Source organism: Aridibaculum aurantiacum (assembly GCF_017355875.1).
Lineage (GTDB): Bacteria > Bacteroidota > Bacteroidia > Chitinophagales > Chitinophagaceae > Segetibacter > Segetibacter aurantiacus.
Genome location: NZ_JAFEWC010000001.1, coordinates 447,381 through 466,383, shown reverse-complemented (window position 1 = coordinate 466,383; position 19,003 = coordinate 447,381). Strand labels below are relative to the sequence as shown.

At 40.2% G+C, this 19,003-nt stretch carries 12 protein-coding genes; 2 read left to right on the top strand and 10 right to left on the bottom strand.

Annotated elements, in window-relative coordinates:
- Window positions 1-2: 2 nt before the first annotated feature.
- From J4N22_RS01970 to J4N22_RS01955, 4 genes are all read right to left on the bottom strand, one after another.
- A complete protein-coding gene (locus J4N22_RS01970) occupies window positions 3-875 on the bottom strand; it encodes an ABC transporter permease (protein WP_207492028.1) in 873 nt (290 codons plus the stop codon).
- A gap of 6 nt (window positions 876-881) precedes the next feature.
- Complete coding sequence (locus J4N22_RS01965) at window positions 882-1,733, bottom strand: FkbM family methyltransferase (RefSeq protein WP_207492027.1); 852 nt, start codon at window positions 1,731-1,733, stop codon at window positions 882-884.
- A 122-nt stretch (window positions 1,734-1,855) separates the two neighbouring features.
- The gene (locus J4N22_RS20190) at window positions 1,856-3,910 is read right to left on the bottom strand and encodes a polysaccharide biosynthesis tyrosine autokinase (protein ID WP_207492026.1); all 2,055 of its coding nucleotides are present in this window, start codon (window positions 3,908-3,910) and stop codon (window positions 1,856-1,858) included.
- Between the two features lie 310 nt (window positions 3,911-4,220).
- Window positions 4,221-4,835: a polysaccharide biosynthesis/export family protein gene (locus tag J4N22_RS01955; RefSeq protein ID WP_207492025.1), complete on the bottom strand. Its 615-nt coding sequence runs from the start codon at window positions 4,833-4,835 to the stop codon at window positions 4,221-4,223.
- Window positions 4,836-5,513: 678 nt separating this feature from the next.
- Between J4N22_RS01955 and J4N22_RS01950 the strand changes: the two genes are divergently transcribed.
- A complete protein-coding gene (locus J4N22_RS01950) occupies window positions 5,514-9,752 on the top strand; it encodes an SdrD B-like domain-containing protein (RefSeq protein ID WP_207492024.1) in 4,239 nt (1,412 codons plus the stop codon).
- Between the two features lie 646 nt (window positions 9,753-10,398).
- Here the strand turns inward: J4N22_RS01950 and J4N22_RS01945 are convergent.
- The 4 genes from J4N22_RS01945 to J4N22_RS01930 all read right to left on the bottom strand — a co-directional run bounded on the left by J4N22_RS01945 (window position 10,399) and on the right by J4N22_RS01930 (window position 14,483).
- Entirely contained in the window at window positions 10,399-11,247 is an 849-nt protein-coding gene (locus J4N22_RS01945; protein WP_207492023.1) for a DUF6089 family protein, read from the bottom strand.
- A 217-nt stretch (window positions 11,248-11,464) separates the two neighbouring features.
- Window positions 11,465-12,262, bottom strand: a complete 798-nt coding sequence (locus J4N22_RS01940; RefSeq protein WP_207492022.1) for a nucleotidyltransferase family protein — start codon at window positions 12,260-12,262, stop codon at window positions 11,465-11,467.
- 79 nt (window positions 12,263-12,341) lie between these two features.
- The gene (locus tag J4N22_RS01935; RefSeq protein WP_207492021.1) at window positions 12,342-13,793 is read right to left on the bottom strand and encodes a RapZ C-terminal domain-containing protein; all 1,452 of its coding nucleotides are present in this window, start codon (window positions 13,791-13,793) and stop codon (window positions 12,342-12,344) included.
- A gap of 159 nt (window positions 13,794-13,952) precedes the next feature.
- Window positions 13,953-14,483, bottom strand: coding sequence for a glycine zipper family protein (locus tag J4N22_RS01930; protein WP_207492020.1), 531 nt, complete (start codon window positions 14,481-14,483; stop codon window positions 13,953-13,955).
- A 249-nt stretch (window positions 14,484-14,732) separates the two neighbouring features.
- On the opposite strand from J4N22_RS01930, the gene ligD reads away from it, so the two are divergent.
- Window positions 14,733-16,733, top strand: coding sequence for a DNA ligase D (ligD, locus tag J4N22_RS01925; protein WP_242692020.1), 2,001 nt, complete (start codon window positions 14,733-14,735; stop codon window positions 16,731-16,733).
- A 137-nt stretch (window positions 16,734-16,870) separates the two neighbouring features.
- Here the strand turns inward: ligD and J4N22_RS01920 are convergent, their stop codons facing one another.
- Complete coding sequence (locus J4N22_RS01920; RefSeq protein WP_207492019.1) at window positions 16,871-18,331, bottom strand: RtcB family protein; 1,461 nt, start codon at window positions 18,329-18,331, stop codon at window positions 16,871-16,873.
- 119 nt (window positions 18,332-18,450) lie between these two features.
- Window positions 18,451-18,966, bottom strand: coding sequence for a hypothetical protein (locus J4N22_RS01915; protein ID WP_207492018.1), 516 nt, complete (start codon window positions 18,964-18,966; stop codon window positions 18,451-18,453).
- Between the last annotated feature and the right edge of the window lie 37 nt (window positions 18,967-19,003).

Sequence of the window (19,003 nt, the reverse complement as noted above, 5' to 3'; positions counted from 1 at the left end):
TATTAAACTGTATCTACAAACGACTTTTCAACTTTATTAAATATAACAGTACCTGCAATTAAGAAAACAAGCGTAGCTAGTGTAGTATAGCCAAGAGATGCAGCACTAAAAGTTCCTTCACCCAAAAAACCATAACGAAAAGTTTCTATCACCGCAGTCATTGGGTTTGCCTCAATTATCCAGGCAAGATCAGGATGTTTCAACTTCACTTCAGACAGTGGATATATAACCGTGGTTGCATACATCAATAGTTGCACGCCAAAAGTTAAAAGAAATGCGAGATCTCTATATTTTGTGGTCATGGCAGAGATGATCATGCCTAAGCCCAAACCTTGTGCCGCCATTAATAATACAACTATTGGAAAAAGTGCAACAACCCATGTAACTTGAAATTCTACTCCCTGTATTTTGTAGTACAACATGATTACCAGGAACAGGAGGAATTGGACTCCAAACCTTACCAGGTTGCTTACAACTATACTTAAAGGCATTATTAACCTCGGAAAATAAACCTTGCCAAAGATGTTTGCATTGTCTTTAAACACCGTGGAGGTTTTTGTGAGGCAATCAGCAAAATAATTCCAGGCTGTAATGCCTGCAAGATAAAAAAGTGGCTTAGGTAAACCGTCTGTTGATATACCAGCAAGATTACCAAAAACCAGTGTGAACATCAATGTTGTAAGCAGAGGCTGAACAAAGAACCAAACAGGTCCTAAAATCGTCTGCTTGTAAAAGGACACGAAATCTCTTCTTACCAATAACCAAAGCAGATCTCTATAATCCCAAACATCCTTTAACTTAAGATCAAATAAGCTATTGGCGGAAGTTATTTCCCAATCGTGCTCAACTGCTTGTACGTTGTTTTTGATATTCATAATTAATTACTGCAGTAACCTTGCGTCAAAATGTGAAGGAACAAATAGGTAGTCATTACCATCAAAGCTGTCGTCAGACCACTTTTTCAACTTAACTTCTTCAAGTAAGGAATATTCAACAACCTGTTTACTATGATGATCTATTTTATAAATGGAATAACTTAAACTATGTACTAGAGCAACTAATTCATTTGCCCTGGCCTGGAGAACACTAGCACTTTCTTCAGAATTATAATCTAGTATTTCGCACAGTATAACCGGCTGGTCAGCTTGAATTCTTTGCACCATTCCTTTGATAACTTCAAGCTCTGCACCCTCAACATCTATTTTTAAAAATGATACCTTTTTTATGTCTGTCGTATCTAATTGATCAAAAGCAAAAACGGGTACATATTTTTTTTCTTTTGCTTTATACCAACCAGGTCTTAAATCGCTTACAATGGTAGCACACGAATCACTTTCATTATCACTATAAAAACCTACTATTCCATTATGAGAAGACAATCCTACCGGGAATATTGTAACGTGCTCGAACTGGTTGAGCTTCTTTAAATTATCCAGGTAATGCAAACAATTAGGATTTGGTTCAAAACCCCAATATCTATTAGGCAAAATACTTTTGAAGTGAAGTAGTGATTGACCAACATTAACACCTACATCGATAATATCAGTATCAGGATCCAGGTTTAATTTCTTTATGATCTGAAGAAACCAATCATCTTTCAGATACAAATTGCTAAATCCTATATCTTCAATAAGTGGGATTTTAAAATTATGCCCATTTATATTTATATTAAAGTTGACTGAAGCCTTCTGCATCAACTTATTATACTTATATGCCAGTGTCTTTAGTTGCATGGATGCAATAGAATTTAAAGGATTAATTTTTTGCAAAGGATTGGAAAAAAATCTAGAAGCTAAACAAGTGTCCGAAGCAATGACTATTCTTTCATTAGATTAGTTGTATCTCGTAAACAAAATCAAAAACCTACTGTATTTTTCATTTTCTGCCACATATTCCTTTTAGGTTCTGCACCATACGCATATCCATAGCCGTAAGTCCCTCGATTATAGCCATAATAAGAACTTGCACCAGAAGATTTTACGTCATTCACCAACACACACAAATTTTTGAAAACTTTATCCTGGTATATCTCATTAACCAACCTTATTGATTTTTTATGTGTTGTTCTTTGCCTTACTACATAGATAGCAACATCAACATGATCTGCAACGATTTTTGCATCACTTACCAACCCAATAGGAGCCGAGTCAATTATTACAAAATCAAATTTTTCCTCCAGGTATCCTAGCATTTCTCCAATCCTTTCATCTACTAATATCTCAGAAGGATTTGGTGGAATGGCACCAGCGGAAACTATGAATAAATTAGGTAAATCATTATACGGAATAGGTAATTCTTTAAGTGAAGCTTGACCAGCAATATAATGTGTTATCCCAGGCAAGGAACTTGGTATACCTAAAGACTCTGCAACTTTCGGCTTCCGTAGATCCATTTCTACTAAAACGGTTTTTTTACCCGCCACTGCTAAAGCAGCAGCCAAATTTAATGAGCAGAAAGTTTTTCCTTCACCAGCATTAGAAGAAGTAAATAAGATGATCTTTTTATCGTTTCCTCTAACAAGGAATGGAATATTTGTTCTAAGCATCCTGAACTGTTCGGCAAGTACTGTCCGATCATCATATCCTACAACAATTTTGCGTACAGAATTATCAGGATTATTCATTATCTCACCTATTATAGGTGCAGCCGTTACAGAAGAAATATCTTTTTGTGTGATTACTTTATCATTAAGTAGTTCTTTAAGATAAATCAGACCAATAGGTATTAATATTCCTATGATAATTGCCATTCTATAGGTTTTCGATTTATCTGGACTTATTGGAGCCCAGGACGCTACCGCAGGATCTAAAGGTGCAGAAGCTTCTGTAACAGAAGCCCTGGTGATGGCAGCTTCTTCTCTTTTTTGTAAGAGGAACTTAAACAAATTTTCTTTAACACTTGCTTGCCTGTTGATCTCTAGTAATTGCCTCTCCTGCCTTGGTACTGCTCTTAAGCGGGACCTGTACATGTCATATTCCGATCGAAGCCTGTTTCGTTGTTGACTTGTAGAGTTCTTAATATTATTTAGGTTCTCAAGGATTCCACCCCTTAGCTTTTCAATTTGTCCTTCTGCTGATCTTACTGCAGGGTTCGCAGCAGGCATAGTCTTTAGAAGTTCTTCTCGCTGTACTTGTAAGCCATTGTATTGTTGAACCATACTCAGTAGAGTAGGATCATTAATACCTAATGTAGGGGCAGTGCTAAAACTCCTGGAAGGATTTCCTACACTTTCCCTTACCATATCAATCACTTGCAATTTTACATCAGCATCCTGCAGCTGGTTAAATGTTTGAGACACCTCGCTGATGCCAGCTGAACTTTGCTTATCTACATCAGTGATTTCATTGGCCTGACGGTATTGTTGTAGCCCACTTTCTACCTTTCCCAATTCACCACTTAATAATGATAACCTTTCATCAATAAAATCTAATGTGTTATCAATTACCCTGTTCTTCTTTTCTAAATTTGATGCATTATACTCAGGTACTAGTTGGTTTAATATATCAACACCTTTTTGAGGATCTTCTGTAGCAATGGAAATTTGGAGAATATTTGCATCCCTGATTGGCTGATGAATATTTAATGAACCTGCATAATGAGCTGCAACATTGATAATAGGTTGCCAATTGATCCCATAAATGTTATTTTCCGTTAGATCATCAATGTTTGCATAAACCTTATAAGTAACATTACCTGCTTGTACGGGCCTGGATAAATCAACAGGTTTTCTCTTTTCTCCTTCAATTGTAAATAATTTTTGTCCCTGCCTTACAAACTGAATATCACTTCCGGCACTACTATCCTTTACTGAAAGTACTTCAGCCCTTATAGGTGATGACTTATACAGCTCAGTTTTTTTAACCTGGCCAATTCTGTAATACTGTAGGTTCAGGTCAAGCTTTTTTACCACCCGGCTCATTAAGGTCTTTGTCTTCAATAGCTCAATCTCCCCTGCGAGGCTCAGTTTCTTCTTTAGGGTTATAACGTCATCTAAAGTTCCTTCTACATCTCTACCACCTTTATTAGATACATCGGTGAATAGTACTGAAATGGATGAAGAAAACATTGGTACCTGGTACCGTATGTATATATAGGCAGTGCTGAATGATAAACCCAGTATGATAATAAATAGTGGATAATAACTCAGGTACTTCAAAACAACGTCTTTCACAGTAGAGCTTCCTCCACTTTTAGAGCCTGGATTACTGGCTGAACTCATATTAGTTTCTTATTAAATTTAAGACAAGGAGAGTCAATGTACTTAATATGGCGAGTACAGATGTTACTGTTGTGAACCTTCTCGCAGAAATTTGATCATCTACAGTAGGTTTTCTTTCATCGGCCTGCACATACACTATATCATTTTGCTGTAGACGATAATAAGGAGAAGAGAAAATAGAATTTGAAAGAAGGTTAACATAACCGAACTCTCGTCTACCATTCGTTTCTCTCACCACCGTAACAGGGAAACGTTTCCCATAAATGGTTAAATCTCCTGATCTGGCAATTGCTTCAAGGATATTGATCTTTCCATCAGGCACGTTAATAACACCTTGAGCATTTACCTCCCCGAGAACAGTAACTTTAAAATTTACGAAGTCTACTGTTACCACAGGCTCTGTTAAATAGGTTCTTAACCTAGATACCATAAGATCTCTCACCTGGCTCCTGGTTAAACCGGCAACACGCAAAAGTCCTAATTGCGGATAAACAATTCTTCCGTCCTGCTCTACTGTAATTCCTTTATTTCCTAAGGGAAGATTATAGGGAGTAGCAGAAGTAGGATTCAAGGCCGAAACGGTTATGGCCAACACGTCTCCAACTTGTATTGGCACTTCAAAACTTTGATGTATATAGGTATGACTACTATCAATACCATAGGAACTAAAATAGTTTTGATGCCTGGCCGGTGTACATGAAAACAAGGATATAGCTATGCACCAGATTATTACGTAAGGAAAGCATTTCTTGAACATTTATTTTCTTTTTATTTTATCCCGATTGACACAGCTTCGCCACCTTAGTCCCAAACAATCAACGCGATACATATAAAAAAGAGGAAACAGCAGAATGCATATTTCCTCTTAAGAAGTAAAATTATTTTTCACAGAAGTCTCTTGCCCACACATTACAATATATCGCATAAATCTAGGGTTGCCTCACAGGGTGAGTGGCAAATATAATGTTTTGCAGCACCCATTACACCAAGTAGACATATGTTCAACTTCCGTTAGCTGATCATAGCAATATTGGCTGGCGTCCACAAATAGTACAGGAGTAAGAGGTTTTTGAATAAATATTGGTTGCAAATGAGGATTCATAAAAAATATTCTATCGCTCTTGCATCTTCAAAATTACCCTTATCGTCAGAAATAAGAATTATAAAACATTGAAATTAAGGATGATATAATAAATCCTATTAATTTCGTGAGCCCATTCCCCCTAATCCCATTCTTCTCTGAATACCATCTAATCCTACTCTGGGAGAGCTTTAAACACTTAAAACAATTTGTATGAAACAGATGGTTGCCTTCGCATGGGCACTTCTTTTATTCACAACACTGGTGTCTGCCCAGGAACATGGGCTGCACTTTAAAGGTAGAGGAGATAATACTCCTAATGATTTTGTTACCACCAATACTGCAGAAGCATTCAAAGGCTATTCCAATAACTTCACGATGGAGTTATGGGTTTTTCCAAAGGCAGAAAGAACAATTACAACAACAACAGAAGCTTCCTCTGGAAGTGGTTATGAGTGGGGGCAACAATATGCCATTTTCCCTGCACAATATGAAGGTGATCATGCAGGGGCAGGTTTGTCTATTGGTACTAATGGAGTTACAGTATACGAGCATTGTGGAGGTGGTTATTTCCCCGCTGTACTTATTTACAATGCTCCAATATTAGGATGGCACCACATTGCTGTGGTATATGAGAACAGGGTTCCAAAGTTATATATAGATGGCGTCTACAAGCATACTGGAATTGCCGGATCTAAATCTAATGTGCACCCAAGTGCAACATTTAGTGACCCGCTATATTATAAAGGAGCTTATGTTGGTTACATAGATGAGGCTCGTATTTGGAGTTCCGCAAGAACAGAAGCAGAAATCTCAACTTATCGTAATACTAATGTCGCGGCTAGTGAACTAGGTTTGATCTCCTACTTTCAATTTAACCAAGGCAGCGCTTATGGTAACAATAACAGTGTGAATACGTTGATAAATGCAGTTGACCCAGCTTTCAATGGCACTTTACACAATTTTAAACTAGAAACCATATATTCTAATTGGACCTTAGGATATAACGCTCCAATTCCAGCCAATCATTCGGTAAAAAATCAAAGAACGAATAAGGAGTTTTATAATATACAAGATGCAATAGATCTTGCTGAACCTGGCGATAAACTACTAATAAGTGCAGGAACATTCGTTGAAAATTTGAATGTCTGGAAAACCATAGAGCTCCACGGCAACAATTACCTGATCCCAGCTTCGGGTTTAAGGAACGCAGAAACAATTATAGACGGTAGCAGTTCAGCCGAAAAAAGGTGTATAACCATCAATACTAACGATACAAAAGTTTCCGTTTTAGGAATAAAATTCATCAATGGCCACCCGCTTCATGATGGTAATGAAAAATGGGAAAGTGCAGAATTCATCTTCCAAAACAATGTAGTTGAGAATGCTTTGTCGATTTTCGGTAAATTTATCTGGAAGAAAATTTATATAGACAACAACAGCTTCACCAACATCACCGGACCTGCTATTCAAATAGCAGGAGGAAATGATATAACCATCACCAGGAACACCATAACAACAGCAAATGCTGGTATGCTTATCAACGGTAGTGCAAACAGAATTGAACAGGTTCTACTTTCACAGAATAAAGTATTCAAAACTAATGAAGATGGTATACAACTAGCTGGAATGATCAATAATGCTGCGGTAACGCTTAATGAAATTACTGAAGCAAATATTTCTCCTGGTGAATATGGTGGTATACATCTTTTTGAACTAGATGCACTCGGCAAAGTTGTTATAGAATTCAATAAGGTTGTGAACTCCCATGTTGGTATTAATCTAAAGAGTAATTCAGATATCTCTAACATGGACATCTGTGCGAGGTACAACGACCTCGGCCTTACCAACGATTTCCCAATCTGCAACGCCGGCGAAGGAACTTTATGCGCCACCTGTAATTGGTTTGGTACGACACCTAAACATTATTCTGGCACTAAAGAAGAAATGCCTTCTTATGCTAAAAAAGGTTATATAGTTGGCAAAGCCAATTTCACGCCATGGCTTATAGATGGCACAGATGGTAGTACGGAAACTGGTTTCCAGGCTAACCAGTCAGCTTGTGTTGGTGTGCCGTTTTCATTCACAGCTACAGGTACAGATATAAAATGTGCAGGCCAGGCTGATGGTACTATAACCATCGTTGCTTCTGGTGGTACTGCACCTTATCACTATACCATATCAGGCTTTGTTAGCGGACCAATTATAGGTAGTTTCTCAGGAACAGAAATAACTATTCCTGGCTTTGGACCGTGGTCAAATTACAAAGTAGAGCTGGTTGATGCTAATGACCTAATTGCTTTGCCACAACACGTCTGCATAAAGCAAACTGTAACTCCACTTGATGCTTCAACATCTTTATTAACACCTGCAGACTGTATTACAGGTGTAGGGGGATCATTCAAATTAACCATTACAGGGGGTACAGCTCCTTATAAAGTAAATGGTGTAGGTATAGACGGAAACGAAATGACTTTCAGTAATCTAACAGTGAAACAACACACGTATGTAGTTTCTGATAAGTTTGGCTGTACTGATATTGTTCATTTGCAGATCAACAAAAATTGCGAGGAACAATGCTTCGAAAGTCCAACTAAGGCTGCAATAGTAAATGCTAAATCCATTTGGTTCGAAGATCCAATAAACAGCAACTACATCATTGTAAGAGCAACTTTGGCAAACACCTTTGTTGACAATTCTTATGGAACGAACGCAATTGGTTGGCCAGGTAACAATCACACATTCAACCACCTTGTTCAATCAGATCAATTACAATTTGCACTATTTGATAAAGCAGGAGTTAGAAAACTTGAATTTAAAATGGACTACATATCTAAGTCTGGCAGCAAGTATATTTCTCTCGGTGCAACTGGTGGTGATGGAGCTATGATCTTCCCAACCCGATTGGCCAATGCTGATGATCTTAAAGACTTCAACAGCTCACTTGCTGTCAATTTGGGGCAGTCATTCGGCAGCCAGTACCTGGTGAATTCACCTGGATTGACTGATCCTAATCGTTCTGATTGGATCTATGACGTGTGGTACGAATTCAAGGTTAAAAAATCAGTATTTGGTACTGTTGGATTTGGTTATCCTATGATAACTGGCTTACACGCAAGTCCTAGTAAAACCGGACAGGATTCTGAAGTAATTGTTCCTTCTGATTGCCCTGGAGAATTAACAATTGGAGATAAGGTTTGGAATGATGCAGATGGAGATGGAATATTAAACAATGAAAATGGGATAGGCGGCCTGACAGTTAAGTTATATCGCGACAATAATGTTGTAGCTACAACAACTACTGCCGCTGATGGATCATATGCCTTCAACAATCGTCAACCTGGATTTTATGTTGTAGGGGTTACTCTTCCAGCTAATCACTTTGCTAGTACTACGCATTTTACCGATGTGAACAATGGAGTTGATAATGACAACAATGGATTACAATTCTCTCCTACCGAAGTGAGAACAGGAACAATCAACCTTACCCAGAATAACCACACGATCGACATTGGTCTGAAGGTAGAAATACCTGCATGTACCAATCCTGATATCGCAGCTGAGACCTTCCCTAACAGTGTCAACATAAACCTTGAAAAGGGAAAGAATTATACTTTAACTGGATCTTCCGGAGTATCGTCAAAAACCTGGACATTATCAGCCAATTCGTTTGGTATAGTTGCTAGTAATAACTCACATGGTGGATCTACCAATGCACTTATACTTGAAGTTTTGAAAACCGACAATAAGAGCACAGCATCTGCAACTGCTTTGTCACCAGCTAATAATATTTCAGGTACATGTTGCCCAGCTAAGACAATAATGAACTTCAAAATCTGGAAGAGAACAGCAACTTCTGGTGATGTAAAATCAAACTTGAAGCTGGAATTCTCTGGCAATGATGGTAGCAGCTGGACACAGGTAGCAAGTGTTTCACCGGCAGATGTAGTGAATGCAAGTGGTAAAGAATATAGTATAACCATTCCAACTGGTTTACAGACCAATAAGTTTAAGTACAGGTTTACCATGTCCATGCAAAAGGGTGGCACTACCACATTTGGTGTGAGTATAGATGACATAACCATTACCTCACCAAACAGTTGTGAAACTAGCCGTTCAACAAGTGAGGCATTTACAATTAGTGAAGATGCAATTACTACTGTAGCACAGGCAGCAGAAGAACAATCCAGTCAAGTAACTCAAGGTGACCAAAAGCTTGCAGTAAAAGTGCTGAATAATCCAACAAGAACAGCGTTTCAACTGCAGGTGCTTACAATTGCACCTGGAGCAGCTAGTTTAAGAGTTATAGATATGGCTGGTAGAAAGATCCAGGAACTGAATGTAGTTCCAAATAAAATCATCTCAATTGGGAATGCATATAAGAAAGGAACTTATTTTGTCGAGGTTGTTCAAGGTGAAGAACGTAAAGTTCTAAAGCTTATCAAGCTGTAACAGAATATCGAATGGCTTAGAATCATAAGACAAGTTTAGATTAACCGACTGCCTATGGCAGTCGGTTTTTTTATGTAAAAATATTAGGCATAGGAAATATCACCACGTGTGGAATGGGTCACTGAATTATATGGCTTCTTGATCCCAGAAGAAGCCTTTCTTTTACAAGTAACAACATTCCAAAAACACTTCAACACTTGATCATCCATTTCATCAATGCACTTAAAGATCTCAATCTGGTGGTACATCCATGACAAGAATAACCACACATGGATATTGCTTACACTCCATGAAGGGTTATTCAGTGCCTTAATATTTTTTGCCTGATCTTTTTTATTGAAATGGAATGCGAGGAGTATAAAACAGCTTTCTGTTCCTTCTCAGGTACCACTCTGATCCCACTCCTACCCAACTACAATCCGACTCTTTGAGTTAGTTAGATTCGCATTAACCATAAGGAATTAGCAACTGTTAATGCTGACAGCGAGGGAGTTGTTGTAGTTCTACCTTAATCAAATTCCTGCAAGACTTCTAAAAGCAAGCTGCTCTTAGAACCACAAGAAGCCACTATTCCTGCGTTTCCATGGGCGCTGTATGTAATTCATACAACTACAGTTAACGGAGGTCTACGGGCTTGATTGATTATTTAAAAAAACTTCGGGCACCTCATCCTTTTGCCTGCGACACCGCCACCACCTTGGTTCAATCTAAAAGAGAAAGAAACAGTTGAAAAATAATACCTGTCGTTCAAGTCTGATCCTCCTCTTGGTGTGCCTGCTGCAGGATAATCTGCATGCGGGTTTACTTCGTTTCCTCTAAAAGCAAGGTCTACTGCTTGTTGGCCGCGGTGGAAGAATAGGTACTCTTCATCAACGAATGTAGTGCTCACATCATCGAGGTAATCGGTGAAGGTTTTGCGGGCGCTTATTTCCAGTCCTACCCGTAGGTTGTCTGATACCTGCATGCGAATACCTGCACCATAAGGTATTGCCACCTGGTAAAGCTTGTATGGATCGCGGCCGGGGATTATCCCTTGCCCTTCGGTTCCTAAGGGCTGCAGGTATACTTTATTTCCCGCACGATCATAAGTATATGGGTTGAAGTGAAAAAAGGAAACACCTGTAAATAAGTATGGCTGAAGGTTATATCGCTGCGGGTTGAGCAAATAATATTGAGCCCCAAGTGTCAAATCCCAAAGTGATGTGGCGAAACTTAAATTTCGTGCAGGATCAATGCCTGTCTTTTTATCATCAGCACCAATTTTCCCATACATAAAGGTGCCGCGTAGGCTTACCTTCTCCAGCAGTTCGTACTCTATACCAAGACCTACCGCTAGCTTAGCATTCTGAAGGTCGTACTCGGGAAGTTTGCTTTTCTTGTAGAACAACTCACCTGAATAATTTGCAGTGCCAACGTGAAGGCTGTAGTGAGTTCTTTGACTGTAAGCAGATGAAAAAAATACGGATATGGATAAAAGCAGTAGCAAGTTTTTCATAAACTCAATCTTGCAAAACCGCTGCCACACAAGGCTTTTAAAGCCTTTTTGCCGGCTAATCCATGCCAGGGTTGAAAACTTCGTGGAAGTCTACAGGTTTATCAACATGCTATAAGCAAGTACATCCATTAAGAAATTATGAAGGGAACATAAGGCTTTACAGGCAACTCTTTAAACTTCTGTCACTTATGCTTTAAAACAAAATGAAGAACCTTCTCTACCGGAACATTGCCTCGGCCTTTTCTACATTCTCAGGCTTCCCAACATCAATAAAGCGGCTGTCGGAGTCATCAAAAGACTTGATGGTATTACTCCCCATCAGATCCATGTACAGATCAATAATTGAGAATTTTCCTGAACGATTTGTTAGTTTGAAGATGGAAGGCTCAATAATATGAACACCACTAAATGCTTTTGCTTGAACACCTGGCTTATTATGTAAACCGAGATTAGCTTCTGATCCCGCTAACTCCTCTCCTGTTTTTGTATTGTACCAACCGCACAGGTTATTGCCTTCGTCAAACAACAGGTAACGGCTGGTGGCCCTGGTGCTTGTAGCAAGTGTGGCTAGTGGTTTTTTCTCCAGGTGATAATTCATCATGGATGCGAGATTCAGATCCGTAAGGATATCTACATTGAGAACAACAAAAGGCTCATCTCCATCTAAGTATGTAGCAGCATTCAATATACCTCCACCTGTTTCAAGAACAGCATCACTTTCATCACTTACCGTCACCTTACTCCCCCATCCATTATTCGCATCAATTGCTTCTTTAACCATATCAGCAAAATGATGAACATTCACTACTACCTCGTTGATGCCGTATTGCTGCAGGTATTCTATGTTTCGCTGAAGCAGCGTTTTACCATTTACTATAGCCAGTGCTTTAGGATTATTGTCCGTCCATGGCTTTAGCCTGGTACCAAGACCGGCAGCCAATATCATCGCTTTACTAATACCTTTCGATTGGCGTGAAGTATGTTCTGTCACCAGTGTTCCAGTGTTCTCATTCATAGCTTAACTCTTAGTTCATTTATTACAAAATTCTGACCACCTGCAGCACCAGCTGTTATGGTTGGCTGGTAAAGATGAATTATGTATTGCACCAATTCTTAGCTTCCTGTACCACATGACATAGCTTCACTTTTACCCCGTATTTATTTTTTAAATGTCGAGCCATGGCATCGGCAGCATATACACTCCGGTGTTGCCCGCCGGTACATCCAAAGCTTATGGAAAGATTTTCAAAACCGCGTTGTATATAATCCTCAATGGTGATGTCAACCACAGAAAAAACATTGCTCAGAAATTCCGGCATCCTTGTTTTTTGCTCCAAGAAATCTATTACCGGCTTGTCACGACCAGTAAGTGTTTTATACTCATGGAACCGGCCTGGATTTAGTATACCCCGCATGTCGAACATATACCCACCTCCATTACCGCTATCATCTACCGGGCAGCCTTTCTTATACGAGAAACTGCAAATATTTACAACCAGTGGCGTCTCCTCAGTTGCACGAACTACTTCGAATCTTTCTATCACTGCTGGCTGTACTATCTCTTGCAGTATCTGCCAACAAGCCTCAATATTTATATCCACTTTTTTATTGAGTAGGAAAAACTGGAGATTACGAAGTGCTAAGGGGATGCTAGTTAAAAAATGAGCTTTCCTCTCAAATAATCCCCTGAACCCATAAGCACCTAGCACCTGCAACAGTCGTATCAATACATAACCATTATACTGGCTGATGAATTCTTCTCGATCGATTTCTTCACCTAATAATTTTTCTACTTCATCTATATAATCATCCAGCAGCTTATTCTTCCATTCCTCTGAAAGGTTCGCTTTTGCCTGCCAAAGCATAGAAGCCACATCATATTGTAAAGCTCCTTTCATTCCACCCTGGTAGTCTATAAAACAAACTTCATCATTCTTAACCATTATGTTCCTGCTCTGGAAATCACGGTACATAAAATAATTATACTTATTGTTGGTTAAGTACGATGCCAGCGCATCAAAATCATCTAACAGTGCCTGCTTATCGTATGGCAGTTTTAGCGTGTCAAGAAAATAATATTTGAAATACAGCAGGTCACTCATTATTGCCTGCTTGCCAAATTCTTTTGCTGTAAGACACCAGTCATAGTTAAAACCTTCATGCCCTTCAATTTGGATATGCGCCAGGGTTCTCAGGCTTTTTTCAAATAACTTGTATGTGTGTTCATTATGCCCTTCTCTTTCCAGAACATCCAGTAAAGAGTGGCTTCCAAGGTCTTGTTGTAAATAAATTGTTTTGTCATCATTCACTATCAAAACCTGCGGCATTGGCAATCCTGCCTTCCTGAAATGGTCAGTGAAGGAGAGGAAAGTTTCATTCTCCTTGATGTTCTGGTTATAGGTAGCTATATAACTTTCACCACTGTCACTAAATATTCTAAAATAAACCCGGTCGCTTCCTGACTGCGGCAGCTTTTCAATTTTTCCTGCAGGTTGTTTTTTGTATTGTTCAAAAAGCTGTGAAACGGCAGCAATGATTTTTTCCATCGTTGTTTTTATAGGCCGGTAAAAGTATAATTAATTGAAAGATTGCAGAGGCTGATGTTATTCATTGTTGATTTCAGGCAGTTGTTTTAGCCACCTATGGGCACAAAAAAAGGAGCAGGTACTTCAGTCCTACTCCTTCTATAAAAATCTTTCTATGTTTTAGTATCTGCCTTCTTTCTTGTCTTTAGAACGGCCGATAACGTAACCACCTACGCCACCTACAACACCACCAATTACAGCACCGGCAGCTTTATTTTTACTTACTACCGCACCTACTACTGCACCTGAACCGGCACCAATAGCAGTTCCTTTAGCTGCATGGCTCCATCCTTTCTTCTTTTGTGTTTGTGCTGGTGCACTTGCTACTGTACCACTAGAAGAACGTGATGCACTGGAAGAACGTGTAGTTGTACGTGGCGCTGGCCTGTCCCTGTAGATCACTCTTTCACGAACTACTTCGCGTGGAGGCGCAGCTTGTGCTTCTACATTTTGCAGGTTTTGCTGTTCGTTCAAACCATTATACATCCTGCTTTGCTCCAGGAATTCCTGTTGTTGTTTCCACTCTTTAAATTGGGCTAAACCTGCAGTATCTGCTTGTTGTGTAGCCGTTGATTGTTCAGCTGTTTTTGTGTTGCTGTTACATGCGGCAAATATTGCGGCAAAGGCAACAACGGAAAATATCTTTTTCATGATCTCGTGTTTTTCTTCGGTTACTAAATTTTAAGTTCCTAATTCAGCAGGATAATTTCTGTCTTAAGACGAAAACTATGCCAGAGTTAAACTTATCCTGCCAGCTCTATTATAGATTTACTAAAAGGCTAAAGGTTTAAAGCTTCTAATCTGCACAGGCATCTGCTTCCCTTACCACCTGCCGTTTCTTCGTTTTTCTGGCTGGCGCAGTGGCATGATTTATAAATGGATACGTAAAAAGTGCAAACCATGCCGGGTAAAACAAAAGCCACTACTTCCAATACTTTTCCAACCGATATAAAACCGATGCTTGCAACGCTGGTAGATGTACCAATAGAGGAAGAGGGATGGCTGTACGAGGTAAAATGGGATGGCTACAGGGCTCTTGGATATATGAACAATGGAACGGTCGAGATCAGGTCAAGAAACAACAAGACCTTTGATGAGAAGTTTTACCCTGTGTACGAGGCGCTGCAGCAGTGGAAGATAAATGCCATAGTAGACGGCGAAATAGTAGTGGTAAATGAAAAAGGTGTTCCTGACTTCAGCGACCTGCAAGGCTGGCGCAGCGAGGCAGATGGTCACCTGGCATTCTATCTTTTTGACCTGCTGTGGCTGGACGGAAAAGACCTGATGAATGAGCCACTGCACAAGCGAAAAGAATTGCTCAGGCAAGTGGTTCCTGCAGAAAACAGAACCATCAAATTCAGCGAAAACTTTGAAGCAACAGGTAAAGAATTCTTTGCACTTGCAGACAAGATGGGTTTGGAAGGAATAATGGCCAAAAAAGCTGATAGTAAATATGTGCCTGATCTGCGCTCCAAGGAATGGTTGAAAATAAAGACAGAGAAGCGACAGGAAGCGATCATTGGCGGCTACACAAAGAATGAAGGGACCAGCAAGAAATTTAGCGCACTGTTACTAGGCATTTTTGAAAATGGCCAGTTCCACCACATCACCCCGGTGGGCACCGGCTTTAGCAACAAGCTACAAGAAGCAATACTCCAAAAGCTGAAACCGCTTGAAACGCCTAAGTGCCCATTTGTTGTCATGCCTGAATTTAATAAACCTTCACGCTTCAGGCCCAACCCGCCTAAAGCCGACGTGACATGGGTAAAGCCTGAGGTAGTATGCGAGATCAGCTACCGCCAAAGAACCAAAGACGGAGCCATAAGGCATCCATCTTTCAAAGGCTTGCGTGAAGATAAAAGTGCAAGCGAAGTGGTGATGGAAGTACCTGCTCATACCAACGATGTTGTGCCAGAAGCATTGGTAGAAAAGAAGATGATCAAGTCGCCGGGGAAGAAGGAACGAAATACATTGCTTAATCCAAAGGAAGAAACACAAGTACGCAGCATAAACGGCCACGACATAAAGTTTGGCAACCTTAGCAAATTGTACTGGCCTAAAGAAGGCGTTACCAAACGCGACATGCTGAACTACTATTACCAGGTGGCTCCTATCATGTTGCCTTACATTAAAGACAAACCGCAAACACTTAACCGTTTTCCAAATGGCATAGAAGGAAAAACTTTTTATCAAAAGGATGTAAAAGGCAAAGCACCTGAATGGCTGGAAACGTTTCCTTACTTCAGCTTTATGGATAACAGGGATAAAGAATTTTCTGTTATAACTGATGAGGCAAGTCTACTATACATAGCAGCATTGGGTTGTATTGAAATAAACCCGTGGAGTAGCAAACGACAAACACCTGATAATCCTGATTGGTGCATCATAGATCTTGATCCCGACAAAAACACTTTTGAACAAGTGATAGAAGCAGCTTGTGTAACCAAAAAAATCCTGGATGCTATTGGTGTTGTCTCTTATCCTAAAACTTCAGGAAGTACAGGCATTCATATATACATACCGCTTGGAGCAAAATACGATTATGAACAGTCGAAGGAGTTTGGTAGAGTAATAGCTAAGCTGGTACATGCAGAAATTCCTTCGTTCACCAGCATAGAAAGGAAGACAAAAGACCGCGGTGGCAAAATGTACATCGACTTTTTGCAGAACAGGCCACAGGCTACTGTTGCTGGTCCTTATTCTTTGCGTCCCAAACCGGGTGCACCTGTAAGTATGCCACTGCATTGGGAGGAAGTAAAGAAGGGTTTGCAGATCCGCAACTTCACCATCTTTAACGCGGTGGACAGGATAAAAGATGTGGGAGATATTTTCAAAGGAGTATTAGGAAAAGGAATAGATATGCAAAAGGTGCTTAGCAAGGCGGAGAAGGTATTTAAGTGATGGATGTTTTTTAGGTAAGTAGCATCCATCAATTAAACGATAATTAGTAAACGTAAAAAAGGAGGAACAACCAATAAGCATCAAGCTTTTTGTGCTCCTCCTAATCCATTGTCAAATCCCTTTTGATCGCGGTTCTACTACTCTCCAGCATCGAACCTGTCCAGCTTCTTCCTGTTGCGGGGTGGTGTATCATCCATCTTTACAATCTTTGGTGTAAACGTACCAACAGTATCTACCAATTGCTTCTGTGCATTCATCACCTGGTGAATGTCTTTATAAGCAAAAGGCGCTTCATCCAGTCCGCCGCCGATGAGCTTTACTCCCTGCTTCGCTAGTTCTTCCTTTAGCATTTTAGCAGTGATATTGTTCATTGCTGATGTACGGCTCATCAACCTGCCTGCACCGTGCGATGCAGAATTGATGGAAGCTGTTTCACCTTTACCTTTTACTATAAATCCCGGCGCTGTCATACTACCCGGTATGATGCCCAGAACATCTTTACCTGCAGGTGTTGCACCTTTCCTATGGACGATCACCTCCTTGCCTTCATATAATTCCTTCCATGCAAAGTTGTGGTGGTTCTCTACCATCTTCATCGGCTCATGTCCCAGTTGCTTTGCAATCTTTTCATGTATCACGTGGTGACACGCACTGGCATAATCACCCGCAAGGTTCATTGCCATGAAGTATTCAATTCCTTCTTCTTCATCCAGTGTAAACCATGCAAGATTAGCAGCATCAGGCGGCAGCTTGCGCTTCTCTTTTGCAAGCTTTGTATAGTGATTGGCTACATTGGCCCCTATAGCTCTTGAACCGCTGTGCGACAGCAGTCCGAGGTATTTGCCAGCAGGCACACCCAGCACCGCATCTGCTTCGGGTATTTCAACAATCCCAAACTCAACAAAGTGGTTTCCTCCACCACTTGAGCCTAATTGCGAAGCAGCTTTATCCTTTAGTTGCCGCAAGATTCCAATCTCGTGGAATTCAGGCCTGTACAGTACATCATGATCGCTCCTTTTCTTGAACTCTCTTCCGCTTCCAAACAAGGTTGCTTCGTTCAGTTCACGAGTGAAGTAATCAGCCCGAAACTCCAGTTCCTTTGGATCGATATCAAAAATGCTCAGGCACATCCTGCAGCCAATATCAACACCAACTCCATACGGAATGACTGCATTTTGCGTTGCCAGCACACCTCCAATCGGTAGTCCATATCCGTGATGTGCATCGGGCATCAATGCACCCGCAACAGATATAGGAAGCCGCGCAGCACTATTCATTTGTGATAATGCACCTTCTTCAATGAACTCTGCACCGAAAATGTTGTAAGGCACTCCTTCTGAAGAAAGATCTACAGCTGATGCTGCCTTTGCTTCTTCTTTTGCTCTCATTTCTAACAGCTCATTCGCGATTTTACCAAGCACTTCATCTTCTTTGTAGGCTTCTGGGTCTTGAAAAATTTTCTCAAGTATTCCAAGCACATGATGCGTTCCGTTTCTTTTATAATGCTTCTCCATTACCTGCATAGCAATGCTGATGACAGGCGCTTCAGGATAACCAATATCCCGCAGTTGTTTTCCTCTTAGTTTTAGTTTTCCCATTTCTAAAGTTTTCGAACCACCAAGACACTAAGAGCACTAAGGAACACGAAGCTTGGTGCACCTTCGTGGGCTTGGTGTCTTTGTGGCTCATCCATAAATTAAGGCAAGATGTATGCCCGCTAATTCATCTCCATTGCTCTTGCAAAACCGATGATAGTAGGAGCCTTCTCTTCTTCCACTACCTGTACTTCTGCTTTGCAAACAGCCAGTTCATCTAGTAATTGCATCGCCCAGTCGTAATGCTTGCTGGTGTACAGTACTTCTACATAGCCATTACCTATTTCGATCATCCGCTTTGCAGTTAATTCAAGTATGGTAATGGTGAAGTAATTTTTTGCTTCATCGTAGTCGTACATATTCACCTGGTGTACATCAACGATATCTGCACCCAGCTTGTCTTTTAATAAAGCATAAGCTGCAGTAGCATCAATTTGAGTGATAACACCCAGGCTTGCTACTTCACCAAACTTGCTTACGAACAGCATTTTGCCATCAACATAGTTGTTGACAAATAAACCTGCAACAGCCTTTATTTTTCTTTTAGTTAATCTCCAGCCGGTCCTATCTACCTGCCCGATGATCCAGGCCACCAGTCTTACGATTACGTAAACCATTGCTATAAATAACCACATCATGATCTTACATTTTTGACTTTTAAATTTTGACTTTTGA